Source organism: Solibacillus isronensis (genome assembly GCF_900168685.1).
Lineage (GTDB): Bacteria > Bacillota > Bacilli > Bacillales_A > Planococcaceae > Solibacillus > Solibacillus isronensis_A.
Genome location: NZ_FVZN01000006.1, coordinates 80,961 through 105,650, shown reverse-complemented (window position 1 = coordinate 105,650; position 24,690 = coordinate 80,961). Strand labels below are relative to the sequence as shown.

24 protein-coding genes are annotated in these 24,690 nt (G+C 38.3%); 18 read left to right on the top strand and 6 right to left on the bottom strand.

The features are described 5' to 3' along the window. The first annotated feature begins 22 nt into the window (after positions 1 to 22). Positions 23 to 406, top strand: a complete 384-nt coding sequence (locus B5473_RS01665; RefSeq protein WP_254865217.1) for a hypothetical protein — start codon at positions 23 to 25, stop codon at positions 404 to 406. A 95-nt stretch (positions 407 to 501) separates the two neighbouring features. Here B5473_RS01665 and B5473_RS01660 read toward each other — a convergent pair whose 3' ends face one another. Together B5473_RS01660 and B5473_RS01655 are read right to left on the bottom strand one after the other, a co-directional pair. Next, positions 502 to 2,214 carry an ABC transporter ATP-binding protein gene (locus B5473_RS01660; protein WP_079523378.1) on the bottom strand — a complete coding sequence of 571 codons (1,713 nt, stop codon included), beginning with the start codon at positions 2,212 to 2,214 and terminating at the stop codon, positions 502 to 504. After that, positions 2,211 to 2,945, bottom strand: coding sequence for a MerR family transcriptional regulator (locus tag B5473_RS01655; protein WP_079523377.1), 735 nt, complete (start codon positions 2,943 to 2,945; stop codon positions 2,211 to 2,213). The genes B5473_RS01660 and B5473_RS01655 overlap by 4 nt, the downstream gene beginning before the upstream one ends. A gap of 384 nt (positions 2,946 to 3,329) precedes the next feature. On the opposite strand from B5473_RS01655, the gene B5473_RS01650 reads away from it, so the two are divergent. The 8 genes from B5473_RS01650 to B5473_RS01625 all read left to right on the top strand — a co-directional run bounded on the left by B5473_RS01650 (position 3,330) and on the right by B5473_RS01625 (position 9,527). After that, entirely contained in the window at positions 3,330 to 4,883 is a 1,554-nt protein-coding gene (locus B5473_RS01650; protein WP_254865216.1) for an NlpC/P60 family protein, read from the top strand. Between the two features lie 129 nt (positions 4,884 to 5,012). Continuing rightward, positions 5,013 to 5,414 (top strand): DUF948 domain-containing protein, encoded by a 402-nt coding sequence (locus B5473_RS01645; RefSeq protein ID WP_079523375.1) that lies wholly within the window; start codon positions 5,013 to 5,015, stop codon positions 5,412 to 5,414. A gap of 375 nt (positions 5,415 to 5,789) precedes the next feature. Continuing rightward, the gene (locus tag B5473_RS21020; RefSeq protein ID WP_285848962.1) at positions 5,790 to 5,912 is read left to right on the top strand and encodes a hypothetical protein; all 123 of its coding nucleotides are present in this window, start codon (positions 5,790 to 5,792) and stop codon (positions 5,910 to 5,912) included. Between the two features lie 24 nt (positions 5,913 to 5,936). Beyond that, positions 5,937 to 6,059 (top strand): hypothetical protein, encoded by a 123-nt coding sequence (locus B5473_RS21015; protein WP_303047299.1) that lies wholly within the window; start codon positions 5,937 to 5,939, stop codon positions 6,057 to 6,059. Positions 6,060 to 6,503: 444 nt separating this feature from the next. Next, positions 6,504 to 7,067 carry an alkyl hydroperoxide reductase subunit C gene (ahpC, locus tag B5473_RS01640; RefSeq protein ID WP_079523374.1) on the top strand — a complete coding sequence of 188 codons (564 nt, stop codon included), beginning with the start codon at positions 6,504 to 6,506 and terminating at the stop codon, positions 7,065 to 7,067. Between the two features lie 212 nt (positions 7,068 to 7,279). After that, positions 7,280 to 8,836, top strand: a complete 1,557-nt coding sequence (ahpF, locus tag B5473_RS01635) for an alkyl hydroperoxide reductase subunit F (protein WP_079523373.1) — start codon at positions 7,280 to 7,282, stop codon at positions 8,834 to 8,836. Positions 8,837 to 8,922: 86 nt separating this feature from the next. Then, positions 8,923 to 9,216 carry an RNA polymerase alpha subunit C-terminal domain-containing protein gene (locus B5473_RS01630; protein ID WP_079523372.1) on the top strand — a complete coding sequence of 98 codons (294 nt, stop codon included), beginning with the start codon at positions 8,923 to 8,925 and terminating at the stop codon, positions 9,214 to 9,216. Positions 9,217 to 9,305: 89 nt separating this feature from the next. Then, positions 9,306 to 9,527, top strand: coding sequence for a hypothetical protein (locus B5473_RS01625; protein ID WP_079523371.1), 222 nt, complete (start codon positions 9,306 to 9,308; stop codon positions 9,525 to 9,527). A 133-nt stretch (positions 9,528 to 9,660) separates the two neighbouring features. Here the strand turns inward: B5473_RS01625 and B5473_RS01620 are convergent, their stop codons facing one another. After that, the gene (locus tag B5473_RS01620) at positions 9,661 to 10,533 is read right to left on the bottom strand and encodes a MerR family transcriptional regulator (protein WP_079523370.1); all 873 of its coding nucleotides are present in this window, start codon (positions 10,531 to 10,533) and stop codon (positions 9,661 to 9,663) included. Between the two features lie 180 nt (positions 10,534 to 10,713). Between B5473_RS01620 and B5473_RS01615 the strand changes: the two genes are divergently transcribed. Further along, on the top strand, positions 10,714 to 12,915 hold the full coding sequence (locus B5473_RS01615; RefSeq protein WP_079523369.1) for an MMPL family transporter: 2,202 nt from the start codon (positions 10,714 to 10,716) through the stop codon (positions 12,913 to 12,915). A 50-nt stretch (positions 12,916 to 12,965) separates the two neighbouring features. Here B5473_RS01615 and B5473_RS01610 read toward each other — a convergent pair whose 3' ends face one another. Continuing rightward, complete coding sequence (locus B5473_RS01610; RefSeq protein WP_079523368.1) at positions 12,966 to 14,702, bottom strand: ABC transporter ATP-binding protein; 1,737 nt, start codon at positions 14,700 to 14,702, stop codon at positions 12,966 to 12,968. Further along, on the bottom strand, positions 14,699 to 16,441 hold the full coding sequence (locus B5473_RS01605; protein WP_079523367.1) for an ABC transporter ATP-binding protein: 1,743 nt from the start codon (positions 16,439 to 16,441) through the stop codon (positions 14,699 to 14,701). The genes B5473_RS01610 and B5473_RS01605 overlap by 4 nt, the downstream gene beginning before the upstream one ends. Before the next feature lie 598 nt (positions 16,442 to 17,039). Here B5473_RS01605 and B5473_RS01600 point away from each other — a divergent pair. From B5473_RS01600 to B5473_RS01585, 4 genes are all read left to right on the top strand, one after another. After that, positions 17,040 to 17,546: a fructose-2,6-bisphosphatase gene (locus tag B5473_RS01600; protein WP_079523366.1), complete on the top strand. Its 507-nt coding sequence runs from the start codon at positions 17,040 to 17,042 to the stop codon at positions 17,544 to 17,546. A gap of 17 nt (positions 17,547 to 17,563) precedes the next feature. After that, complete coding sequence (locus tag B5473_RS01595) at positions 17,564 to 19,141, top strand: amidohydrolase (RefSeq protein ID WP_079523365.1); 1,578 nt, start codon at positions 17,564 to 17,566, stop codon at positions 19,139 to 19,141. A gap of 105 nt (positions 19,142 to 19,246) precedes the next feature. Further along, positions 19,247 to 19,753: a DNA-deoxyinosine glycosylase gene (locus B5473_RS01590; RefSeq protein WP_079523364.1), complete on the top strand. Its 507-nt coding sequence runs from the start codon at positions 19,247 to 19,249 to the stop codon at positions 19,751 to 19,753. An 84-nt stretch (positions 19,754 to 19,837) separates the two neighbouring features. Next, on the top strand, positions 19,838 to 20,308 hold the full coding sequence (locus tag B5473_RS01585; protein ID WP_079523363.1) for a DinB family protein: 471 nt from the start codon (positions 19,838 to 19,840) through the stop codon (positions 20,306 to 20,308). Between the two features lie 78 nt (positions 20,309 to 20,386). Here B5473_RS01585 and B5473_RS01580 read toward each other — a convergent pair whose 3' ends face one another. Beyond that, complete coding sequence (locus tag B5473_RS01580; protein WP_014822492.1) at positions 20,387 to 21,157, bottom strand: TSUP family transporter; 771 nt, start codon at positions 21,155 to 21,157, stop codon at positions 20,387 to 20,389. A 132-nt stretch (positions 21,158 to 21,289) separates the two neighbouring features. Here B5473_RS01580 and B5473_RS01575 point away from each other — a divergent pair, with 132 nt between their 5' ends. The 4 genes from B5473_RS01575 (at position 21,290) to B5473_RS01560 (ending at position 24,687) form a co-directional block, all read left to right on the top strand. Further along, the gene (locus tag B5473_RS01575; protein WP_079523362.1) at positions 21,290 to 22,009 is read left to right on the top strand and encodes a YjjG family noncanonical pyrimidine nucleotidase; all 720 of its coding nucleotides are present in this window, start codon (positions 21,290 to 21,292) and stop codon (positions 22,007 to 22,009) included. A 58-nt stretch (positions 22,010 to 22,067) separates the two neighbouring features. Next, positions 22,068 to 22,736 (top strand): nuclease-related domain-containing protein, encoded by a 669-nt coding sequence (locus B5473_RS01570; protein WP_079523361.1) that lies wholly within the window; start codon positions 22,068 to 22,070, stop codon positions 22,734 to 22,736. Between the two features lie 135 nt (positions 22,737 to 22,871). Then, positions 22,872 to 23,750 carry a polysaccharide deacetylase family protein gene (locus B5473_RS01565; protein ID WP_079523360.1) on the top strand — a complete coding sequence of 293 codons (879 nt, stop codon included), beginning with the start codon at positions 22,872 to 22,874 and terminating at the stop codon, positions 23,748 to 23,750. Between the two features lie 100 nt (positions 23,751 to 23,850). Beyond that, positions 23,851 to 24,687, top strand: coding sequence for a putative RNA methyltransferase (locus B5473_RS01560; RefSeq protein WP_079523359.1), 837 nt, complete (start codon positions 23,851 to 23,853; stop codon positions 24,685 to 24,687). Positions 24,688 to 24,690 lie beyond the last annotated feature (3 nt).

Sequence of the window (24,690 nt, the reverse complement as noted above, 5' to 3'; positions counted from 1 at the left end):
CACAATCCGTATAATAAAACTAATGATAGTTGAAATGGAGTCGTTAACGATGAAAACATATAGCTTTAGATTATTTGGTGGCTATAAGGTGATACTTGATAAAACAGAAATAACAATTGACTATGCAGGTGAAAAGTTTCTATTTATAAATAAATCCAAACCTCGGGTAAAAACTATTTCATACGATGATATATTAAGAGTGGATTACAAGGAAGCCGGTATGACATTCGGTTATGTGCGTCTTATTACAGCGGAAAATGCTCCATATGTAAGCAGCACATATGTATCTCAGCATGATGAAAACGCTTGGATGGTCGAAAAAGATGAAATTAGTCTTTTAAACGAAGTAATGGATATACTGAAAAAGCGTTGTAAAAATATACAGTTCGCTCAATTGAAAGCTTAAAATTCAAATATAACACGTCAAAAGTAAAACACTTTCGGCGTGTTTTTCTATAGCAAAAAAAGTGCTGAGAAGTTTTCTTCGGAGCACTTTTCACTCTAAATCATTTGCATTTTTGACCAAAGCTGTTTGTAGTATGAATGGGAATTAATAAGTTCTGCGTGTGTACCTGCACCTGACAGCTGACCATCTTCAAACAGTAAAATCTGATCGGCGTTTGTAATTGTAGAAAGGCGATGTGCAATAATGATGGTCGTCCGGTTTTGCATTAACGTCTGTAAAGCGAGCTGAACTTCACGTTCGGATTCATTGTCCAAATTCGATGTTGCTTCATCAAGCAGCAATATTTGCGGATTGCGTAGAATTGCACGGGCAATCGCAATCCGCTGCTTTTGTCCTCCTGACAGTTTAATGCCGCCTTCACCAACTTCTGTTTCGATTCCTTGATCAAGTGCCATTACAAAATCATAGGCATATGCAGCCTTCAATGCTTCAATTACTTGTTCGTCTGTTGCTTTGTTTTGACCATACAAAACATTTTCACGGATCGACCCATTCATAAGGGGCGCGTCCTGCGTCACATACCCAAACAATTTTCGCCATTCATATAAATCATACTGCTCAATATTTGTCTGTCCATATAAAATTTCGCCCTCTGTCACTTCATAAAAGCGTTCGATTAAAGAAAACATCGTCGTTTTCCCGCCGCCACTACTGCTTACAAATGCGGTTGTTTTACCAGAAGGAATCGTAAAGTTCATCCCTTTTAAAATAGGCTGCTCGGCATATTGAAACTTTACATTTTGAAAAATGATATTTTGTGCTGACGCAGGAATGGAAAGGCCGGATATCTTTTCGGTTGCCTGTGCAATGATCGATTGTATACGTTCTGTTGCACCAAGTGCTTTTTGTAAGGCTGTGAAAAAAGTTGCCATTTGTGTAAAGGGAATGATGATTTGCACAAGGTAAATCATAATCGCAACAAGCTCCCCGGAAGAAATGGCTCCCAATGATACTTGTGTGCCCCCATACCCGAATAAAAGAATCAGTACAATCATCATAATGAGCGTCATAATCGGAGATAAAATAGCGAGAATCTTTGCTTCCTTTAAACCAAATCGGTAAAGCTGCTCAATCCGGTTTTCACCCCGTTTTCTTTCCAATGGTTCGGTTTGCGAAGATTTTACAAGTCGGATATTTGATAATACCCGTCCAAGATGCCCACTGAACGAAGCGAGTTCGTCCTGATTGGCTTTAGCGATTTTATGCATTTTCTGCCCCAGTGGCAATGTAACAAAAATCGCAAGCGGTACGGCTATTAGCATAAGAAGCGTCATTTTCCAGTCGATCCAAAGTAAAATTGCAATCGCCCCGATTATAGAAAAAATGCCCGATACAAAGCTTACTAGATGGTCGGTTACCAGTTCTTTTACGACGCTTGTATCTTGTGTAATACGGCTCATCGTTTCCCCGGATTCGTGGGCATCAAAGTAAGGAGTTTTTAAATGTAAAATATGTTGCCAAAGTGTATTTCGTAAATTCGCGACAATCCGTTCTCCGAGCATACGCATTAGAAAATAAGTCAACCCACTCAGAACCGCTTGTATGACTAAAATTAGAGCAACGGCAGTGACCGCTGTCCAAGCAAAACCAGTAGTCGAAAAATCGTTAATCATATTCATCGTAAATAACGGTACAGCAAGTGAAGCGAGTGTTTCGATAATACTTAAAACAAAAACGATGATGACGAGTTTTTTGGGGAATTTGCTTTTTTTAATGAGTTCCCATAATTGCTTCAGCTGAACGTTCATGTAATAACCCCCTCTAATATGTTCAATCGTGTTGCTTGATCCAACAGCCAATTTTCTTCCTCACTAGAAAGCGGAATCGTAAATAACCAATTATCAAAATCAACATTTTCATATTTTTCAAATTCCTGCGCTAAACTTTTCGTTAGTTCTGGCGGGATAATATAAAATAGCTGTTCGATCAGTTGTTTCAGTTCCGTATCTTCTGGCGGATGCAGGAAAGCCTGTTTAATTTCAAAGAGACTTTCAATGTAACGCCGATTAATTTCGATAAAATTCATATCTAAATAACTGTATATCCGTTCAATGAGCGGCTCCGGAATATACTGTCTTAAATAATCCTTTTGAGCCTTCTCTGTCAGTAAACTGTGAATGATGAGCAGTAATGTAGTTGGATCGACAGCCGTATTTTCCTGGTGAATATGAATCGCTGTATCAATCGTTGCAAGCATTTGTTCCAGCTGTTTTTTCTTCTTTAGTAACTGCAACTTTTGATGTTCCAAAGATTGAAGCAAAGAATCATCTTTTTTGATCAGCTCTTTAATTTCCTCTAGAGAATAATCAAGGTATTTGAAAGTAACGATCTTTTGGACAGTGATGATATTAGCGTCATTATAATAGCGCTGCCCACCTTCAGAAATACGGGCAGGTATTAATAAACCCTTTTCTCCGTAATACCGCAAAGTTCGAATCGTAATGCCTGTCTTTTTAGAAAATTCCCCGATTGAATACATATTCCTCACTCCTTATATGTAGTATAAAAGCTCACGTAACGTAACATGCAATGAAAACATTTAAAAATATTAAAATGATGAATTTGCGATGGAAAAATAAAGTAACGGTTTCTTCTGTCTTACAAAAAAATAATGTGCAAATTTATCGAAAGTTGTCACATTATGTTCCACGTGAAAAAAATTCAGCTAAATATGAACCAATTAATTAAGAGGAAATAATAAAAATTTGTAATAATCAAAAAATAGTTACGAAATAACATAGAAAAAAATTACAATAAATACTATTATATTTAGAAAGAAAGGTTAAGGGCGTATAGAGATTGATAGGTAAACTTTTATATTATGGGGGGTTAAGGAAAAATGAAGAGTAGGAACATGAAAAGAATGAGGAAAATTTTACTTCAAATTGGGGTAATTTGCTTGCTGTTAGCGGCAGTAACAAATACAGGCTATGCCCAAATTTTTTCGGATGTAAAAAATGATTCTAAATTAACTGAAGAGCTTACAGTGTTAAATAATTTAGGTGGAGTGGTACAATCGCCAAACGAAAGTTTTCGTGCAGATGATCCGATTACACGCTATGAAGTGGCTGAGTTTATCGTACGCACAATGCAAATTGATTTAGAAATGAGTACAATTCCTACATATTTAGACATTCCTGCAGATGATCCGCGCATGCCTGTTATTGCAGCAATAACTGAGCTTGGCATGATGACTGGGTTTGAAGGGAAATTTAATCCGGATGTAAAATTATCGCGAGCACAAGCGGTAAAAATTTTGGTACCTGCGTTTCAATTAACGGGGCAGGCGGCAATTTCATATACGGATATTGCAAAAAATCATAGTGCCGTACCTGCAATTCAAGCATTAGTAGCAAATAAAATTGTATACCCGGCAAAAAATCAAAAATTCAATCCGAGTGATATGATGACTCGCGCGGATTTTGTTTCGTATCTTGCAAGAATTATTGAGCCATCATTAAGACCTGCCGAACCTGAACAGCCAGTGTTCCAAAGCTGTGTAAAAGAAACGGCGAAAAAGCGTTATGTAGTTGATGTCGCAGTAACAAATTTATGGAATAAACCTAACCAGGCGCGTGCTGTTGATTATCCTTCGACAAAAAACCCGGTAGAAATGCAAAAATGGATTTCATCATTAAGTTTATCTCAAAAGAAATGGCTTGTTGGACGTACAGATACCCAAGCGTTATATGGAGATGAGGTTTCATTGCTTGAAACAAAAGGGAAATGGCAACGTATCGCGGCAAAAGATCAATATGTACCATATTTAAAGGCAGGTTATCCTGGATGGGTTCCAAAATCTCATGTTGTGGCAACGAACAAAAACTACGAGGATTGCGGTATTGCAATTATTACCGCAGATAAAACCAATCTGTTAGAAAAAGATGCGAAAACGAAATTTTTACAAATTAGCTATGCAACTATTTTGCCGGTAATTGAGGAGACTGCAAAATATTATTATGTAGAGACACCAGGTGATGGGGTTAAACTACTAAAGAAAAGTGCAGCAAAATCGTATGAATCCTATAGTGAAGTTCCAAAACCGACAGCTACTACAATCATTAACGAAGCGAAGCGTTATTTGGGCTTGCCGTATCTTTGGGCAGGAACCTCTTCGTGGGGCTATGACTGCTCAGGTATTTTATATGCCGTATTCCGTACACACGGCATCATGATTCCGAGGGATTCATTCTATCAGGCAACAGGCGGTAAAGCTGTTGCGAAGAAAAATTTAAAGCCGGGCGACCTTGTATTCTTCGCGTATAATGGCGGCAAAGGGAAAGTGTACCATGTTGGCCTCTATATCGGTGACGGTAAAATGTTACATGCACCACACTACGCATCGAAAGTAAAAATCGAATCAATGAATAGTGGTGTTTACAAAAAGAACTATTCTGGTGCAAGACGCTATTTATAATAGGCATGTACATTTAAATAAAAACTTTCCGCTACTTTTTAACTTACATGGCAAAATATTTAGTGTATTGTTAGGAGTAAGTTGGGTATATGTAAGGAATGAAGGAATTTTAATAAGGAGGCATATTTTATGAATCCGTGGTTAATAGCAGCCCTTGTTATACTGGGAATTGCTGTAGTTCTGTTAATCGTCTGTATTATTGTAGTAATCGGACCAATAAAAAAGGTTGTTACACTGCTGTTGGCACATGCTGAAGGAATTAAAAAACAGCTGAGCCCTATTCAAACCGAAACAACGAAATTAACAACAACAGTCAATCATTTGATGGCAGATATCGAATATAAAAAAGAATCTGTCCAGTCTGTTATTCAATCTGTCAAACATACAGGTAAAATATTGGATCAAGTGAGCGATGTGTCACACGATGCGACCGTGAAGGTTATGAAGAAAGCGAACAATGATCCTCAACGACAAGCTGAGGTAGAGCGCTGGACCAATACTGCAATGGGTATCATTCAGCGCAAAGCATGATAGGAAAAGGAATGTACAGATTTTCTGTACATTCTTTTTTTTTCAAAATTAACAGCGTAAAAAATAAAGAAAATGAAAATTAAATATAAGTGTAAATTTATATGTAAGCGCTATTGTTCTGTACTAGAACAGAACATGCTAGCTTATCTTATATTCTTCTGCTTTTTGTTTAAAACATAAAATTCAGGACATTCACAAAGTGTTCAAAGAAATCAGATAAATTATGAACACATTGTGAAAAGAGGGATTAGAAGGTTTCTTTTTAATTAAAAAGGAGTAAAATAGAAAACAGGAAGTGTGTTATATAACAATCTGCAACTGTCACGGGAGAATCGACTATTTATAATACAGTTTTATAAAAAAGGAGAATGAAACATGTGGGTAGTAACAGTATTTAACGATATAAACGATATTCGTATATTTGAATATACGACGAAAATTGAAGCGACTTCAAAATTAGAAAAATATAAAAACGCAATATTATCATATACAAAATAAAAAAAGGAAAAGGAGCGGTAAAATATGTGGGTAGTAACAGTGTTCAATAATCCTAATGACATTCGTATATTCGAATACACAACTAAAAGCGAGGCTGCAGCATTCTTAGCAAAGTACAAAAATGCTGTCCTGTCGTTTACAAACTAGTTAAAGAAAGGTCTATGTAGAAAGTGAAAGCTTTCTACATAGACTTTTTTATTTGGGAGAAATACGGAGGGTTGATGGATGCGTTTTTCTCATTTATTAGTATGAAGCAACGTTAAACGAGAATGGTGTCTATTAGAAAGAATTTTTGCTGCTAGTTGTAAAGGAAGAGGAGAAAGTTATAGATTTAATAACTATGTTCGAATTAAATGAATATACAAAAATAGTGTTTTAAAGACATTAATTTGTCTTTAAGTACTTTTTTAAATACATATAAATTCATTATTCCTTATTAGGTAAAACGAATGTTCGATTTATAAAGAAGAATTCTCTTAATTTAGGTCCTAGAAGGTTGACGAAATATTGCTAATATAAGATAATTTTAGATGGTAAAAATAATTATTTTATAATAATTATTTCATTGATGTTTATAGGAGGAATTTTAAAATGGCATTAATCGGTAAAGAAATCGCACCATTCGCTGCGAAAGCATTCCAAAAAGGCGAATTCATCGACGTAACTTCAGAAAACTTCAAAGGACAATGGTCAGTAGTATGCTTCTACCCAGCAGACTTCACATTCGTTTGCCCAACTGAGTTAGAAGACTTACAAAACGAATATGCTACTTTAAAATCTTTAGGAGTAGAAGTTTATTCAGTATCGACTGATACACACTTCACTCACAAAGCATGGCATGATACTTCTGAAGCAATCGGTAAAATCGAATATTTCATGATTGGTGACCCATCTCATACAATTTCTAAGGCATTTGACGTGTTAAACGAAGAAGACGGTTTAGCTGAGCGCGGTACATTCATCATCGATCCAGACGGCGTTGTACAAGCATTAGAAATCAATGCTGGCGGTATCGGCCGTGACGCTTCAATTTTAGTGAACAAAATTAAAGCAGCTCAATATGTACGTAACAATCCAGGTGAAGTTTGCCCAGCTAAATGGGAAGAAGGCGGCGAAACGTTAACACCAAGCTTAGATTTAGTAGGTAAAATCTAATCTGAGTAATTAATAACAAACAAGTAAGCGACAAAAACAACCGTTACGGCTTGGTTTTTGTCGCTCTGTTTTTAATTAGAGAAAAGAAAGGTAAGCTCTCTATCTTCTAAATTTAATATGAAAGAGGTGAAAGGCTGGCTGTATTTGAGGGAGAATGGCCGCTTATTTTTCGGGAGGGAACGATAAGAGGTGTTCATACAGCAGCTTGTGCAGTGTTAGATAATCAGATTAAAGCGCAATTACAACAGTATTTATCAATGCTCGAAGGTGATTTATTAATTAAAGTGAGTGTTAATGACGACAAAACTTCGCAAGAAATGCTCAATTTAGTTGAAGAGTTGGAAAAGATGTCGCCTCGTATTACCGTCCAACATGCATTATTAGAACGTACACCGAGTTTCAGTATTAATAAAGTAGGTGAAGGGGAATCCGGTATTACATTTGCTGGGTTACCGCTTGGTCATGAATTTACATCATTAGTTTTAGCGCTTTTACAAGTTTCAGGTCGTGCACCGAAAATTGATGCAGCAGTTGTAAAACGTATTCAAGCGATTAAGCAGCCATTGAAGTTTGAAACGTACGTTAGTTTAACTTGTCACAACTGTCCGGATGTTGTGCAAGCATTGAACATTATGGCGGTTTTAAATCCAAACATCTCGAACGTCATGATCGAAGGTGGGGCATTCCAGGATGAAATTAAGGATCGAGACATTATGGCAGTGCCTACAGTATATTTAAACGGCGAAAACTTTGGTGGCGGTCGTATGGAGCTGGAAGATATTTTAACGAAGTTAGGTGAAGTATCGGACGGCTCGGAATTTGCAGATAAAGAAGTTTTTGATGTATTGGTAGTAGGTGGTGGTCCTGCAGGTTCAGCGGCTGCTATTTATTCGGCGCGTAAAGGGATTCGTACAGGTATCGTAGCAGAACGTTTCGGTGGTCAGGTTAACGATACGTTATCAATTGAAAATATTATTGGAACAAAGGCAACAGAAGGCCCTGCATTTGTTTCGAGCTTAGAAGCACATGTATTGGATTATGATATCGATGTGATGAAATCACAACGTGCAGCGAAGATCGAGAAAAAGGATTTAATCGAAGTAACGTTAGAAAATGGCGCGGTATTAAAAGGGAAAACAGTAATCCTTTCTACAGGGGCTCGTTATCGTCAACTTGAGGTACCTGGCGAGGAAGAATTTAAGAATAAAGGTGTTGCGTATTGCCCTCATTGTGACGGCCCGATTTTCAAAGGGAAAGATGTTGCAGTAATCGGCGGCGGTAACTCGGGTGTAGAAGCGGCGATCGACTTAGCGGGTATTGTAAATCATGTTACGCTAATACAACGTAACAGTGAGTTGAAGGCAGATAAAGTGTTGCAAGAGCGCGTTCGCAGTCTAAAAAACGTTACAGTTATTACAAACGCTTTAACTACTGAAATTACAGGAACTGATAAAGTAAATGGTTTAACGTATAAAGATGTTGTGACAGGTGAAGAAAAGCATATTGAATTACAAGGTGTATTCGTTCAAATTGGCTTATTGCCAAATACGGAGTTCCTTGAAGGGGCAGTAGAGATGAATGCACATGGCGAAATTATTATAGATAAGCACGGTGCAACTAATATTCCGGGAATCTTTGCGGCAGGCGATTGCACAGACACAGTATACAAACAAATTGTTATTTCAATGGGCTCTGGGGCAACAGCTGCCTTAGGGGCATTTGACTATATGATCCGTAATATTGTTTCGCCTGAATTTGTAGAAGCATAATAGAGAATCCGTTGTACGTAAAATCGTGCAACGGATTTTTTTAAAGGGTAGAATAATGGTGTTTAGATAAAACAGGGGGGGATAGTATGGTGGAAAGGAAGCGGACATTGCGTATTTGTCCAATGGGGCACCGGTATTATAAAAGTACAGATTGCGGAACTTGTCCTAAGTGTGAGCAGGCAAATAGACCATCTGAAGGATTTTTATCTCGTTTATCCTCCCCTGCGCGTAATGCATTAATAAACGCGGGCATTACCGAGTTGGAGCATCTTGCTGAATATACGGAAAAAGAAATTTTACAATTGCATGGGATTGGACCTTCTTCATTGCCTACATTAAAACATGCGATGGCCGAGAAAAACGTAAATTTTAAAAGTTAAAAGGTTATTGCTTAATAATAGTAAAAAGTGTAACCATCTCTAATTTCGGGTAATAGATAAGAGACTATTCGAAAAGGAGGCTTTTATAAATGAAAGACGATAAAATAAAGCATAAAAAGCTCGACAATCCGGATTTATTGAATACCGAAAAGGAAAGCATTTTCGATAGAGATGAGGAAATGAAATTCGTGGATCCAATTCCGATGGAAGAATTGAATGACCAAGTAAAAGATGAGAAATATCGTGCGAACACGAAAACTACTTCCGGTAGTGAGCGTAAAAACCAGCCGGACGAAACAAAAGACGCATAACTTCAAATAATAGTAATCACAAAAATAATTGACCATTTTGCAAATCAGGCAAAGTGGTCAATTTTTCTTTACGAAAAATTTAGCAAAAAGCTCGCTGTAAATAGTAATACAGCGAGCTCGGTGTGGACCATTGCTAAAGGTTAGCGGGCGGAAGGATATCATCAATTGTTCTTGCTAATTTTAAAGCTTTCAATTGGAACTGTTCATAAAAAAGTTCTGTTCCTGCACCACCTATATAAAAAGAAATATGCTCGTGAACTTGTGCCAATTTTTCGAGTGTGTGAATGGACTGGGCAAATTCATTGTAAGCAATCTCGGTAGATCCGGTTAGCAGTACAATGGCTGGCTTCTTTAAAGCGATAGCAGACTGTATCGCTGTTGGAGCCGGTGATGGTCCCAGCATTAGTGTGCGGTAACCCCGCAACATACATTGGATAAGCAGAATTTGCATTGGGATTTCATGTCTCTCTCCAGGTAGACAGCTCCCTAATGCGAGTGGCGCATCGTCCGGAACATAAAAATGTCGACGAAGGTGGCTTAAAAAGTCACGCACTGTTTGACTGCTAATCGCTTCTTGGTATTCGCCCCATGCTTTTTCACACCAAAGCTGTCCTACTTCATGAAGGAAGGGGACGACAATATCCTGGATCAGCTTCTCTACACCGAATTTATGGTGTGCCTGTTCGAGCAAATGCAAAATTTCATGTTCGTTTGCTTCGGTCCCAGCTTGAATTAGTGCTTTGTGGAAGAACGATACAGGGTCAGCTTCTGGTACATCCTTATTTTTGATATAGTGATCTACCGCTTGTTTAATCGTCATACCGCTATTTATATATTGTTTCAGCTGCAATAACGTTTGAACTTCATCTTCCGTATATACGCGGTAGCCATTGTCTAATCTATCCGGTTGAATGATTTGGTAGCGATCTTCCCATTTTCGGATCAGTTGTTTAGAAAGATTCGTCAAGTTAGATACTTGTTGTATCGAGTAAGTTTTTTTAGTCATATTTTACCACCTCCTAAAGAGATCCTTATTAAACTCTATTCAACCGAAAAAGAAAGTACTTGTCAAATGTTTTTCGTATATTGTACAATGTTTGTATAACATAAATTAAGGGTATCATTAAAAGGGCATGTATACCTTGTAATATTTGGGAATAAAAAAGAAGATGAAGGAGGCTATGTGATGTCTAAACATCCATTGGAAAAATGGGGAAGTGTAATGGGCGGTAAGAAAACACGTTGGGTTGTTTTGGCTTTATGGATTATGTTTGCCGTTTTATTTGCACTTATCTTCCCGCAAATTAATAGTGTTGAAAACTTTGTGGGCGATGAAATCCCTGATACTTATACATCAATTCAAGCAGGAAACATTATGGAGGAAGAATTCTCATCTGATAGTGGGATCCCTTTATTAATTACTTGGTATAACGAATCTGGTCTTACAGAAGAAGATTTGACAAATATTAAAGGGTTATACAAACAACTGGCGGATGACCCGTTAGATGGACAGGAAACAATCCCGCCATTCCATAACCTTCCCGTTCAAGCATTGATGGGGTCACTTTCTGAGAACGGTGCAGCACTTGTCACACCAGTTTTCTTTTCAACAGATAAAAATTCAGATGTTCTAAAAGAAAATCTAGCGATTATTAAAGAACGTACGGAAAGTCAATTTGGTGAAAATCCGTATGATACAAATTTAGAGGATGAGGGACTTCATGCTCGATTCTCTGGACCGGTTGGTATCTCAATTGATGCGACAGATCTTTTTAAAGCAGCTGACGTACAACTAATGGTTGCCACTGTCATTATCATTTTAGTCATCTTATTAGTAATTTACCGTTCACCAATTTTAGCGATTATCCCATTAATTGTTGTAGGGGTAGCGTATTTAGTTGTAAGTCCATTATTGGGCTTAATGGCTGAAAACGGATGGATCGATAAAGATGCGCAAGCGGTAGCGATTATGATTGTTTTACTGTTTGGTGCAGGTACGGACTATTGTTTGTTCTTAATTACACGTTACCGAGATATATTGCTGACTGAAGATAATAAATTTACAGCGTTGGCATCGGCTGTACGTGAATCAACAGGCGCAATCGTAATGAGTGGCTTAACAGTAGTAATCGGTTTAGCGACATTGGCATTGGCGGATTACGGCGCATTCCAGCGTTTTGCTGTTCCGTTTAGCTTTGGTGTATTAATTACAGGTTTTGCAGTAGTTACATTGCTTCCGGCTATTCTTGGGATTTTAGGGCGCGCAGCGTTTTGGCCATTTGTTCCTCGTACGGAGGAAGCTGAAAAAGCAAATGCCGAAAAGAAAAACAAACCATATAAACAACGTAAACCTAATCACCGCTATATGCGTAAGGTGGGTGAATTTGTTACTTCGAAACCATGGCTTGTCATAATTGTTGCAGGTGCGATATTAATTGGTTTGGCAATTACTTCTACAAATATTAAGTATAACTACGATTTAATTTCTTCATTCCCTGAAGATATGCCATCACGTGAAGGATTTACAATCATTGAAGAAAACTTTACACCAGGTGAATTGGCGCCGGTGCAGTTGTTGGTAGACAGTGAAGGAACTGATATGGACATTACAGAACAACTGTTAAGACTCCCATATGTCGGTGTAATAAAAGAAATGCGTAAAGGTGAAACAAACAACAACATCCAACTTTATGAAATTGATTTGGATAAAAATCCATACTCAAATGAAGCGATGGATGATGTTGAGCAAATGAAGGACGATGTTAAAAAGATTCTTGCGGATAACAATCTGGAAGACGGCAAATTCTGGATCGGGGGCGAAACGAGTTCGCAACTTGATACAAAAGTCGTTCAGTCAGGCGATGAAAGTATCATTCAACCTGTCATGATCATTATTATTTTCGTCGTATTATTAGCGTACTTACGTGCTTTAATCACATCGATTCAATTAATGGTAACAGTAGTAATATCTTTCTTCTCTGCTTTAGGTGCAGGTTGGTTGATCATCCATTACGGTTTAGGACATGAAGCGATGGCTAGTTCGATTCCACTGTACAGTTTCGTATTTATTATCGCATTAGGTAATGACTATAATATTTTCATGATTTCTGATATATGGAAAAACCGCAAGCGTGGTATTGCGCATAAACAAGCCATTTCAAATGGTATTGCTTCAACGGGTGCAGTAATTACATCTGCTGGTCTGATTTTAGCTGGTACATTCCTAGTATTAGCGACATTACCAATACAGCTATTAGTACAATTCGGTATCGTAACAGCGGTAGGGGTACTGCTTGATACGTTTGTCGTACGTCCATTACTCGTACCGGCCCTCATTACGGTGTTTGGTAAATGGTCATACTGGCCGAATAAAAAGCTAGAAAAATAACAAAAAGCGTATAGCTCCCTAATGAAAGGGGACTATACGCTTCTTTTTTATTAAGAAGTTAATGAACCGGATTGCAGGCGATACATCAGTTCATACTTACCGCCAAGTGCCACAAGTTCATCATGGCTGCCTTGTTCAACAATTTCACCACGATCCAATACTAAAATTTTATCTGCATTTTTAATAGTGGAAAGTCGGTGGGCGATAATAAACGTTGTACGGCCTTTTTTCAGTACGTCCATTGCATGTTGGATAATTTCCTCTGTTTCTGAGTCGATATTCGATGTCGCCTCATCCAGAATAAGAATAGCCGGATCAAATGCAAGCGCACGCGCAAACGAAATTAACTGGCGCTGACCAGAAGAAAGCGTACTTCCTTTTTCGATTACAGGCTCATCAATTCCTTTTTCGAATTTTGATAAGACACGTTCGCCTCCGACTGCTTCGAGCGCTTTTTCAACGGTTTCTCTTGAAATCCGCTTATCATTGAGGCTAATGTTCGAAGCGATTGTCCCGGTGAACAAATACGGATCCTGCAATACGATTCCCATATGCTCACGAATCGCTTGGCGCGGAAGCTTCGTAATATCTTTCCCGTCAATGACAATACGGCCTTTTTGCGGATCATAGAAGCGGAACAGTAAATTCATAATCGAACTTTTCCCCGATCCTGTATGACCGACAAGTGCAATTGTTTCGCCTTCTTTTGCTTCAAAGTGAATATTTTTCAATACATATTCATCATTTTTATAGGCGAATGAGACATGATCAAACACAACATTTCCTTTATAACGTTCAATTCGTTCTGTACTTACAGTTTCCCCTTGCTGATCAAGCAGTTCAAATACCCGTGAACCTGCTACCAGTGAACGTTCAAGCTGGGAGAACTGATTGACTAAGTTCGTGATCGGATTGAACAGGCGCGTAATATAATCAACAAACGCATATAGCGTACCTGCTGTTACCGCTTCAGGCAATGTCATCGATTGAGTACCGAAGTAAAAAACAAATACTGCAAACATTCCAAGTCGTAAAATATTGACAAGGTTATGAGATGTCGCGGAGTCCAGCACTAAAAGTTTACGGTTGTATTTATAATGTTCGTCATTCATTTCGTCGAACTCTTGCTTCATCTGTTCTTCCCGGCGGAATGCCTGAATAATCGTCATCCCATTAATCGATTCATTGATCATTGCATTAATATCCGCAATTTTTGTTCGAATAATATGGTTGTACTGTGAAGCGAACTTTCGGTATAAAATCATCCAAACATAAACAATTGGAATGAGTAATAGAGCGAAGAGTGCCATTTTCCAATTTAAAATAAATAAAGCTATATATACCCCTGCAATGGTAATAAAGCTGTTCGCAAATTGCGAAAGTACAGTTACGTATAGATTGCGTATTGCCTCGGTATCATTTGTGACACGTGCAACAACTTTTCCGGCTGGTAAGTTATCGAAGTATTCAATTGGCAGCTTTTGAATATGTCCAAATACGTCTTTCCGTAACTGCTGAATTACAAAGTTTGCACCACGTTGTAAAAAGATGAACATTAAATAACGGAACACAGCAGTCAGCACAGATAATAAGAAGAAGATCGACAGCAGTATCGCGATCGGTTCTACTTGAAGATTACCCGGTTCCATGTAGTGGTCGATAATATATTTTGCGATGAACGGTCCTGCAATATCAGTTGCGACCGCAATTGTTAATAAAGCTAACCCGATTAAAATCGGTTTTTTAAATTTTAAAGCATACAGGTACAGTCGTTTTGATGTACTCATTGCTCCACCTCCTCAAGCTGCTGGCGGTCAAACTGCTCTTTGTACCATCCGCCTAAGCGTAGGAGCTCTTCATGAGTACCTCGTTCAACGATATAACCATCATCCAGCACGATAATTTCATCCGCATGCTGAATACCTGACAGGCGGTGAGTTGAAATGATTGTCGTTTTTCCAGCGCGCTCTGTTTGTATATTTTCGATAATTTTTGATTCTGTTTTTGCATCGACAGCAGATAAAGAATCGTCCAAAATTAGAATTTCCGGATCTTTAATCAACGCACGTGCAATTGATACACGCTGTTTTTGGCCACCTGATAAAGATACGCCTTTTTCACCGACAAGTGTTTCAATGCCAAGCGGTAAATTTGCTAAATCTTTTTCAAAGTCTGCCAGTCGAATTGCTTCTTCGATTTCACCGTTCGTAGCATTTTCTTTCCCGAATAAAATGTTTTCACGGATTGTACGGGAGAATAGTACATGGTCCTGTGGCACATAGCCGATCCAGTCCAAAATTTGTTCTTTTGTCATTTGTGCCAAGTCCGTATCATTAATGGCTATTTGCCCATTGCCTAACGGATATTCACGCAAAAGCTGACGAATAAATGTTGTCTTACCTGAACCTGTTTTCCCGACAATACCAAGTGTTTGCCCTTTTTTTAGGTTCAGTGAGATTTGCTGCAAGTTTTTCACCTGAGATAGAGGGTACTGGAATGTAAACTCAGAAAACCCGATAGAATTCGGTACATGATGTGTCATTGGTGAAGGAGGATTTTGTACATCCGCTTCATATTCCAAAGTATCCTGTACACGGTCAAGCGAAGCACTTCCTTGCTGCATGACATTAATAAGCTCGCCAATTGCAAACATAGGCCAAATTGCCAAACCTAAATACACGTTAAATGAAACGAGCTGACCAACCGTTAGCTCATTATTTGAAACAAGAACAGCTCCGTAACCTAATGCGATTACATAACAAATACCAGTTCCGATTTTTGTAATTGGCATGAAGAGTCCGTTAATATAAGCGACACGCATGTTTTTGGCAAAAATGTTTTCGCTCATTTCCGAAAAGCGTTCTTCATCTTTCTTTTCTTGAACATATGCGCGGATGACACGAGTTCCCGCAACAGACTCCAGCACATTGTCATTCATTTCACCGAATGCATCCTGTGCCTTCATATAGCGTTCATGAACAATTTTCCCTAAATATTGAATGAGTATAGCCATGATTGGAATTGGGAGCATCGCAAAAAATGTCAGCTTCCAAGAGATGAAAAAGCCCATTGCTAAAATGATCAGGGCCATATAGACCGTCGAATCAATGAGGGTCATAATACCGAAGCCGGCAGTTAATGTAACTGCATTTAAATCGTTTGTAGCTTTGGCCATTAAATCACCAGTACGGTTTTTTTCGTAAAACGTCGGGGTCATTTTTAAAAATTGATGCATCAGTTTTTTTCGCAAAATACGGTCAAGCGTAATGGAACCGCCAAATAACTGATATTGCCATATGAAGTTTAAAGCATAGCTCACGATGGCAGCACCAATAACGAAGCCTACATACTTCAGCAGCTGCATCTGATTCATATCTCCATTTGTCATGTCATCTATGGCTTCCCCTAAAATCCATGGAGGCAAAACTTCGATAAAGCTCGCCAGCATAAGGAGTACAATCGCAATTGTATACTGCTTACGATACATTTTTAAAAACCATTTTAATTTCACAAATACATTAAACATTACGTATACCTTCTTTCTTCAATGTTGATCGTGTTGCTACCCGTCATCATATCGATCCATTTTTAATAGTTTTCGTTGCAAAAAGATAGTCATTTAAAGCCCTCCTGAAATGTTGTTACACTGAATGCATCGTACAATTCTTCGACGGTATTTAAACGTCGGCACAATGTAAACAAAAAAGACACCTATTCCGATTTTTCGAAAAGGTGTCAAAACGAAAAAGGGCACAGGGGAATCCACACCTGTGCCTTTTATTTACATGTACGTGCAAAATTAAAACAAAAGTTCAGGTTAGGGCAATATGAAATTGTCGCTGTTGAAATGTGTAAATTCACAATTGATGTGTTCATATTCCTTAACTCCTTTCCTTGTTTTAATTTATTTAGTGTTCCTTAATATTAGTGGAGGCAATTATCATTGTCAATATTTTTTGAAAACATTTTATTTTCAGTGTTGTAATTTATTGGTTTTATTATAATTAAATAGGCTTATCTATATTTCTACCAGAAATGGTAGTTGGAAAAAGCCGCCGGAAGTTTGAAAATTGTTTGTTTATTCTGTATCTTGAAAGTAATACATCAAAAGGAGTGAGACAACGATGAGGAAATTGTTATTAGTCATGCTATTTGCGCTTGTGCTCGCAGCATGCGGGACAAAAGAGACGAGTGATGATGTAAATAATGTCCCGGGAAATAATTCAGACAATGTAACACAGGGTAGCCCTGAAGTGAAAGAGGAAAAGATTACTTTATATAAATCAGATGAGAATGCTGAAAATACCGTTCCATTTGATGAAAATTATGATAGCAGTAAAGAAGAGCTAGTACCGTTTATTTTCTCAAAAGTGAATGAACATGAGGTAGAGCTGCTTGATTATACGATAGAAAACGAAGATAAAAGTTTAGTGCTTAATTTAGGTGATGATATTTATACGATTCAAGGTTCTGCAGGTGCCAATATGTTTGTTGAGACATTAGCGCGTTCTTATTTCGAGAATTTACCTGAATTGCAGGATATAACGTTTCTTTATAAAGGATCGGATGAACCAATCTTAGATCATATGAATATAGGACTACCATATAAACGACAAGATTTTGATATGTAGACGGGGGATAGCTGAAGATGAAGCAACTATGGACTAATGGCACGATATATTCGATGGAACAAGAAGGTGCGACCGTGCAGGCAGTGCTTGTACAAGGTGGAAAAATCGTGGAGACAGGAACATTCGAGGATTTACAAGTATATGCAGATGACATTATCGATTTACAGGGGGCAGTTATGTACCCGGGCTTTGTAGATAGCCATCTCCACATGATTGGACACGGTGAAAAGTTGATGCGCCTTGATTTGACAGTAGCGACAAGCGGTGAAGAGCTTGTACAACTGGTTAAAAATGCAGCGGACCAACTTCAGGATGGGCAGTGGCTCATTGGAGACGGCTGGAATGAAAATCAATTTAAAGATGGCCGTATTCCAACGAAAGAAGAGTTGGATGCTGTCACTAATAACCCACTGTTCCTTAACCGTGTGTGCCACCATGTTGCTTTAGTTAATTCAGCCGCACTCCATTTGGCGGGTATTACAATAAATACTGAAGATCCGGCAGGCGGAAAGCTTGGCCGTCATGAAAACGATGAGCTAAACGGATTGTTGTATGAACAGGCAACGGGTCTAGTATCTTCACTATTCAAACAAGAAGGAGAAAGCTATATTGAAAGCTTGGCGCAGTCCTTGCAACTGGCGATCGAACATATGCAATCTTATGGTTTAACGGGCGGACATACAGAAGAAATGAGTTATTATGGTCATTATATGAATCCATTAACTGCCTATCATCGCGTTGTTGGTGAACGGAAGCATTTCCGCGTAAACTTACTGCGCCATCACGCGGTATTCGAAGAAATGATTACGAATAATGCGCCGTTTAATGAACCTTATATCGAGCCGGGTGCGATGAAAATTTTCGCAGATGGTTCATTAGGCGGCTCTACTGCAGCACTATTGGCTCCCTATGCAAATGATGAACATAATAAAGGGATGCTCATTCATACTGATGCTCAAATGGAAGCACTCATTCAATTAGCGCGAAAATATAATGAAGCGGTAGCCATTCATATAATCGGTGATGGTGCAATGGAACAGGTGCTCCGATATTTAGAAAAATATCCCGTAGCTGAAGGGAAGCGCGACCGCCTGATCCATTGCTGTGTCGTATCAGAAGAACAGCTTGCCCGAATGAAGAAACTGCAGGTTATATTGGATTTGCAGCCGGCCTTTGTTACATCAGACTATCCATGGGTAACTGAGAAGCTTGGTGAAAACCGTGCTGGTCATCATTACGCTTGGAAAACGTTTATAGATGAAGGATTCATATGTGCGGCAGGTACCGATGCGCCGATTGAAGCGATGAGCCCATTTGAAACAATTTATGCGGCAGTCGAGCGAAAGAAGCCAAAAGATACACATGAAGGTTATAACCGTGAGCAAAAGGTTTCCCGCTTTGAGGCAGTGAAAATGTATACGGTTGGAAGTGCCGAGGCAATTTGTAAAGAAAACGAACGCGGCTATATCCGAAAAGGGTATGATGCGGATTTTACAATACTTGATACGGATTTAATGAAATGCAGCTCGGAAGAAATTCTCCAGACAAATGCATTGTTGACTGTCGTTGGAGGGGAAATCGTATATAAAAAATAACTAATACTATAGTGGAAGAACCGCATACATTTATGTGGTTCTTTTATTATTAATCTCTAGATTATCAATAATAAAAATGACTGGAAAGAAAAGGTGGAAGTTGTGATGGGGCCAATCCGAAATATATTACCTCCGATTGTGGATGAAAAAACTAAAGTGCTCATCCTCGGATCGATGCCAGGAAAGCAATCATTAGAAAAGCAACAGTACTACGGCAACAGACGGAATCACTTTTGGCCGATTATGGGAAGGCTTCTAGCAACCGATATTCCGGAAGACTATAACGAAAGAATTGCACTTCTTCGTAAACATTGTATAGGGCTCTGGGATTCAATCGAAAGCTGTGAACGCGAAGGGAGCCTGGATGCAACAATAAAAAATGAAGTACCGAATAACTTTTCGGAGCTGTTTAAAAAATATCCGCAAATACAGCTTGTCCTCTTTAATGGCGGGAAAAGCTTCGATGTTTTTAAAAGACATATTGGACTTGAAGTTTTGGGCGGGCGGGCATACAAAAAAATGCCATCAACAAGTCCGATTCCAGGAAAAAATATTAAAACCTTTGATGAAAAAGTTGAAATATGGAGCATTGTGCAAGATTATTTATCTTAATCAAAAATCTTAACTGTTGAATGATAGCGCAATGCCTTCTTATTAGGTATGATAAAGACAAATCGTAGTAAAGGGGATTTATTTATGTATCGTGTAGCTGAAGATTTTGTAAAAGATTGGGCGATTTCATCAAAGGGAGCATTGAAAGTAATGCAAGCAATTCCAGATGACAAAATGCATATCGCCATCGTAGATGAACACAATTCATTAGGATGGTTATCATGGCATTTAGTAAGTGTAGCAGGCGCATTCGGCCATTTTGCAGGATTGCAAATTCCGGGTCCAGGTCCTGATATGCCACAGCCAGAGACAATGGCTGAAATTATAGAGAAGTATGAAATGGTGCGCGAAGCGTATAAAAAAGAAGCGGCATCATTAACAGAGGAACAGCTTTTAGAAGAAGTACCTGCTTTTGGAGGTATGATGAAGCGCGGTGAATTACTTCGCACAGTAATCACACACCAAACACATCATGTTGGCCAAATGACAGTACTACTTCGCCAAGCAGGTTTAACAGTACCGCCAGTAATGGGACCTACAAAAGAAATGCAATAAGAACTAAGCCCCGAAAATGTTTCGGGGCTTATTTAATAAAAAAAAGATGCCCAAGTTTAAGTTGGACATCCAGTACATTTATTTCAGGAAAAAATCATAGCTATTTTTTGCAAGTAATGTAATCGTGACGATGATAAAAAGGACACGCACATAGCCACTTCCACGCTTAATTGCAAACCGTGAACCGACAATCGCGCCGACAATTTGTGCGGCCCCCATTATCAAACCATATGTATAATTGATCTGCCCTAAATAGATAAACATTAAAAGAGCCCCGATATTACTCCCAAAGTTAAGGAGTTTTGCATTACCGGCTGCCTTTAAGAAATCATAGCCCACCATTAGAAATGCAAATATAAGGAATGACCCGGTACCAGGACCTAAAAATCCATCATAAAAACCAATCAGTGAAATCACTAAGAAAAATAAAATATACTTTGTCTTTGAAAGTGATTTTACCGCTGAAATACTGCCCCAATCTTTTTTGAAAATTGTATAGACAGCAACAGCGGCCAGCATAATCAGCATTAAAGGTTTCAATAAGTTTGGATCAAGTAAATGAACAATCCAAGCCCCGATCATCGAACTAATAAAAACCCACGGAAAATACTTCATGACGGATTTAATATCCAGCTTTCCAGACCGATAAAAGGTAATAGTACTCGTTAAGGATCCCATTGTCCCGGCGAGTTTGTTTGTAGCAACAGCTGCAGAGGGACTTAGCCCTGCAAACATTAATGCAGGCAGTGAAATAAGGCCACCGCCTCCCACAACGGAATCGATAAATGCTGCTAAAAAACCAAAACAAATTAAAATAATAACTAGTTGTGGGTCTAACTCAAATCCCATAAAAGAACCCTTCTTTCTTCACATAGAGCAATACACTCATGCTATCGAAAATTAGGAGTAGTGTAAATAGTTAAAATTATGACTCGATTATGATAAGGTAATATATTAGTATAATGGAAACGGAGTACACAAATGAAGGATTATCAATTTTTATTGTTTGACTTAGATGATACATTACTGGATTTTAAAGCTGCAGAAAGTTTAGCTTTGCCGAAATTATTTGAAGCATATCAGCTACCATTAACGCCTCAAATCGAAGCTGTTTACCGAGAAATTAATACCGGTTTATGGCGCGCGCTTGAAGAAGGGCTGATTACTCGTGAATTTTTAATGGAAACCCGATTCGGAAAGACATTCGCGCATTTTGGCGTTGAAATAGATGGCAGGGTATTGGATGCTGAATACCGTAGCTATTTAGCAGAAAGTAAAGTGTTTGTTGAAGGTGCATTGGAGCTGATTCAAACATTGGCACCTGACTATGAACTGTACATTACATCGAATGGATTGGCGGAGACACAGATGAAGCGCCTCCAAGTAACAGGTTTGGCACCTTATTTTAAGCAAGTTTTCGTTTCGGAAAATACAGGCTATCAAAAACCAATGAAGCCATTTTTTGATTTTGTGTTTGAACGAATTCCAAATTTCGATCCAAACAAGGCGATGATTATTGGTGATTCCTACAGTGCAGATATTATCGGTGGTGCAAATGCCGGAATAGATACATGCTGGCTTAACCCGTTGAATGCAGTACCAGCAACAATTCATCCAACTTATGAAATACAAAAGCTGGCACAACTTTTACCGATAATAAACAGTAAAAAAGCTATCAATCAACAGCCTTTAGGAATTTAGTAAGAGCATTAATGCTATATAAAATGAAATGCGATGATGCAGGCAAGGAGTGAGCGCAATGACCTTATTTATACTGTTCGTTCTAATTGCGATTATAGGTTACTTTATATTTAAATTATATAGTCATGACAATACATCATTTTATCAATTGACTGGCTATTCGTATTTTGACGTCCTTATGAACAAAAGTGTCCGAACTTCCTATCAGCTTATAAAGGAAATGGAGCATGTACAAGGTACAAAAAGAATAATGGTGAATCTACAGCTTCCTGTTCACAATGAAGTTCAAACAATTGATGCTCTTTTACTTCATGAATCAGGGATTTATGTAATGAATGTTAAAGAGAAAACAGGATGGATTAACGGACGGGAACAGAGCATCGAATGGATTGAGTTATTACATAAAAATCAAAAACAAGTATTTAATAATCCAATCCATGAAACAAAACGTTTAATCCATACATTAAAAGACCAGTTCCCGGAAGTTGATGGTACACTTTTTGAAACAGTTGTAGTTTTTACGAATGATTGTTCATTCCAGCAGGTTGAAATTCAATCTTCCAATGTTGAAGTGCTGAAAATCGCGGAATTAAAAAAATGGGCAACAACAATTGAAGGGAAACGTTTATCAGATACAGATATTGAAAATTTGTACGCAACATTAGAGACCTTTATGCATCGTAAAAATACAACATTACGTTCAAAAGCTGTCACAACCACAAATTAATAAGAAATAGAGCAGAGTAGTTTTTTTCTACTTTGCTTTTTTTATGGGAAAAATTTATAAAAAAATCCAAATTTTTATCAACTTTTTGCTCTCTTCTTACGTCTAATACATATAAGAGAAAAGGAGGGTAGTAGAATGGGCAAAAAAATAACAGTGCTCAGCATATTATGTGGAATATTAGTAGTTGTCGGATTTCGTCTATGGATCGATACACCGCCAACTTATGCAAGTAATAAAAAGGTTGCGGTAAATGCTACTTATAATGAGCCGTCAGCTTCCAATGATTATATAAACAAGTCGTCCGGCAGCTTAAATAAAATAATGCCGTATTATATGAATGACGGCGGGTCACCGGGCAGAAATTGTACAACATACATAAAGGTTGAAAATATATTGGATAATAAGGAGGCCGATGTTGTACAAGAAGATGACCGGCAGCAAAAACAAGCAGAACAGCAGGCCAGTCATAAAAGAATTGCGCTCACGTTCGATGACGGCCCCCATAAAAATGTGACCGATCAAATTTTAACGACACTGCAAAAGTATAATGTGAAAGCAACATTTTTTGTGCTCGGTCAAAATGCTGCAAAGTATCCCGATGTCGTGAAAAAAGCGGATGCTTTCGGTCATGAAATTGCCAATCATACGTGGAGCCATAAAAACTTAACGAAGCTAAACGCACAACAAATACGGGCGGAAATCGACCGGGCAAATGAGGCAATTTGTGATGCAACAGGAAAGACGCCTACGATGTATCGTCCACCGTTTGGAGCATTGGATGAAAACGTACGGGAGTCTATTGATTTAACACCAGTGTTGTGGAATATTGATACACTTGATTGGCAGCATAAAACACCTAAAAAGACCTTGGCGAATCTAAAAGCACAAGCAAAGGATAATGGCATTATTTTAATGCATGATATACATCAGCAATCCGCAGACGCATTAGAGGATGTCATATTGTATTTAAAAGAAGAAGGCTATGAATTTGTGACAACGAGCCAACTATTATAGATTGAAAGTATTTGAAGGGAGTAGTGACCACTATTTCCTTTTTTTATTTGAATGAGTTTATGGTACGATACTAGCGAACACATATGAAGGAGGATCCATCATGGGTCTATTATCAAAACGAGCGTTAAGTATTCAGCAGTTTCAATTCAATAGCCGACTTTTTGCATGTCCTATTTGTAAAAAGGAAATAGAGATAAGTAATGAAGGAAAAATGAGCTGTCTATCGAATCATACATTTGATGTGGCAAAACAAGGCTATGTTTATATGTTAAACCGTCCTGTCCAATCAATGTATGGAAAAGAATTATTCGATTCTCGCCATACTGTCATTCAAGCAGGGATCTATGATCGGTTACAAGCAGCGATTGCCCGGGAAATCAATTTAGAACAACCGGTAATCTTAGATACAGGTTGTGGCGAGGGGTCTCATTTACATCGTATTTGCCAACAGCTTGATCGCCCTGTCGGTGTAGGAATCGATATTTCAAAAGAAGGGATAATCGCAGCGGCAAAGTATAATCCCGAAGAGCTTTGGTGTGTCGGTGATTTAGCGAATAGTCCGTTCAACGAGCACTCTTTTGATGCGATTTTAAATATTTTATCCCCTGCAAATTACGATGAGTTTAAACGTCTATTAAAGCGAGGCGGCAAAGTAATTAAAGTCGTCCCACAGGAAAATTACTTAAAAGAACTGCGTAAACAGGCGTTTGCAGATTCAGAAAAGGAAAGTTATACAAATGCCCAAACTGTAGAGCGTTTTAAAGCAAGTTTTGCACATACAGAAGTAAAAAGAATCACGTATACAGTACCGCTTGAAGACCATTTAGTACAAAATTTGCTTGAAATGACACCGATGGGCTGGCATATTGACGATAAAGAAAGTATTCAATTACAGGAAATTACAATTGATTTAGATTTATTAATTGGAATGGAGTGATCG

Coding starts and splice junctions, on each gene's coding strand:
- B5473_RS01560 (WP_079523359.1), top strand. CDS start 23,851: ATGGGTCTATTATCAAAACGAGCGTTAAGTATTCAGCAGTTTCAATTC.
- B5473_RS01600 (WP_079523366.1), top strand. CDS start 17,040: ATGAGGAAATTGTTATTAGTCATGCTATTTGCGCTTGTGCTCGCAGCA.
- B5473_RS01620 (WP_079523370.1), bottom strand. CDS start 10,533: ATGACTAAAAAAACTTACTCGATACAACAAGTATCTAACTTGACGAAT.
- B5473_RS01580 (WP_014822492.1), bottom strand. CDS start 21,157: ATGGGATTTGAGTTAGACCCACAACTAGTTATTATTTTAATTTGTTTT.
- B5473_RS21020 (WP_285848962.1), top strand. CDS start 5,790: ATGTGGGTAGTAACAGTATTTAACGATATAAACGATATTCGTATATTT.
- B5473_RS01630 (WP_079523372.1), top strand. CDS start 8,923: ATGGTGGAAAGGAAGCGGACATTGCGTATTTGTCCAATGGGGCACCGG.
- B5473_RS01625 (WP_079523371.1), top strand. CDS start 9,306: ATGAAAGACGATAAAATAAAGCATAAAAAGCTCGACAATCCGGATTTA.
- B5473_RS01645 (WP_079523375.1), top strand. CDS start 5,013: ATGAATCCGTGGTTAATAGCAGCCCTTGTTATACTGGGAATTGCTGTA.
- B5473_RS01665 (WP_254865217.1), top strand. CDS start 23: ATGATAGTTGAAATGGAGTCGTTAACGATGAAAACATATAGCTTTAGA.
- B5473_RS21015 (WP_303047299.1), top strand. CDS start 5,937: ATGTGGGTAGTAACAGTGTTCAATAATCCTAATGACATTCGTATATTC.
- ahpC (WP_079523374.1), top strand. CDS start 6,504: ATGGCATTAATCGGTAAAGAAATCGCACCATTCGCTGCGAAAGCATTC.
- B5473_RS01565 (WP_079523360.1), top strand. CDS start 22,872: ATGGGCAAAAAAATAACAGTGCTCAGCATATTATGTGGAATATTAGTA.
- B5473_RS01590 (WP_079523364.1), top strand. CDS start 19,247: ATGGGGCCAATCCGAAATATATTACCTCCGATTGTGGATGAAAAAACT.
- B5473_RS01585 (WP_079523363.1), top strand. CDS start 19,838: ATGTATCGTGTAGCTGAAGATTTTGTAAAAGATTGGGCGATTTCATCA.
- B5473_RS01650 (WP_254865216.1), top strand. CDS start 3,330: ATGAGGAAAATTTTACTTCAAATTGGGGTAATTTGCTTGCTGTTAGCG.
- B5473_RS01610 (WP_079523368.1), bottom strand. CDS start 14,702: ATGAGTACATCAAAACGACTGTACCTGTATGCTTTAAAATTTAAAAAA.
- B5473_RS01655 (WP_079523377.1), bottom strand. CDS start 2,945: ATGTATTCAATCGGGGAATTTTCTAAAAAGACAGGCATTACGATTCGA.
- B5473_RS01595 (WP_079523365.1), top strand. CDS start 17,564: ATGAAGCAACTATGGACTAATGGCACGATATATTCGATGGAACAAGAA.
- B5473_RS01575 (WP_079523362.1), top strand. CDS start 21,290: ATGAAGGATTATCAATTTTTATTGTTTGACTTAGATGATACATTACTG.
- B5473_RS01605 (WP_079523367.1), bottom strand. CDS start 16,441: ATGTTTAATGTATTTGTGAAATTAAAATGGTTTTTAAAAATGTATCGT.
- B5473_RS01660 (WP_079523378.1), bottom strand. CDS start 2,214: ATGAACGTTCAGCTGAAGCAATTATGGGAACTCATTAAAAAAAGCAAA.
- B5473_RS01570 (WP_079523361.1), top strand. CDS start 22,068: ATGACCTTATTTATACTGTTCGTTCTAATTGCGATTATAGGTTACTTT.
- B5473_RS01615 (WP_079523369.1), top strand. CDS start 10,714: ATGTCTAAACATCCATTGGAAAAATGGGGAAGTGTAATGGGCGGTAAG.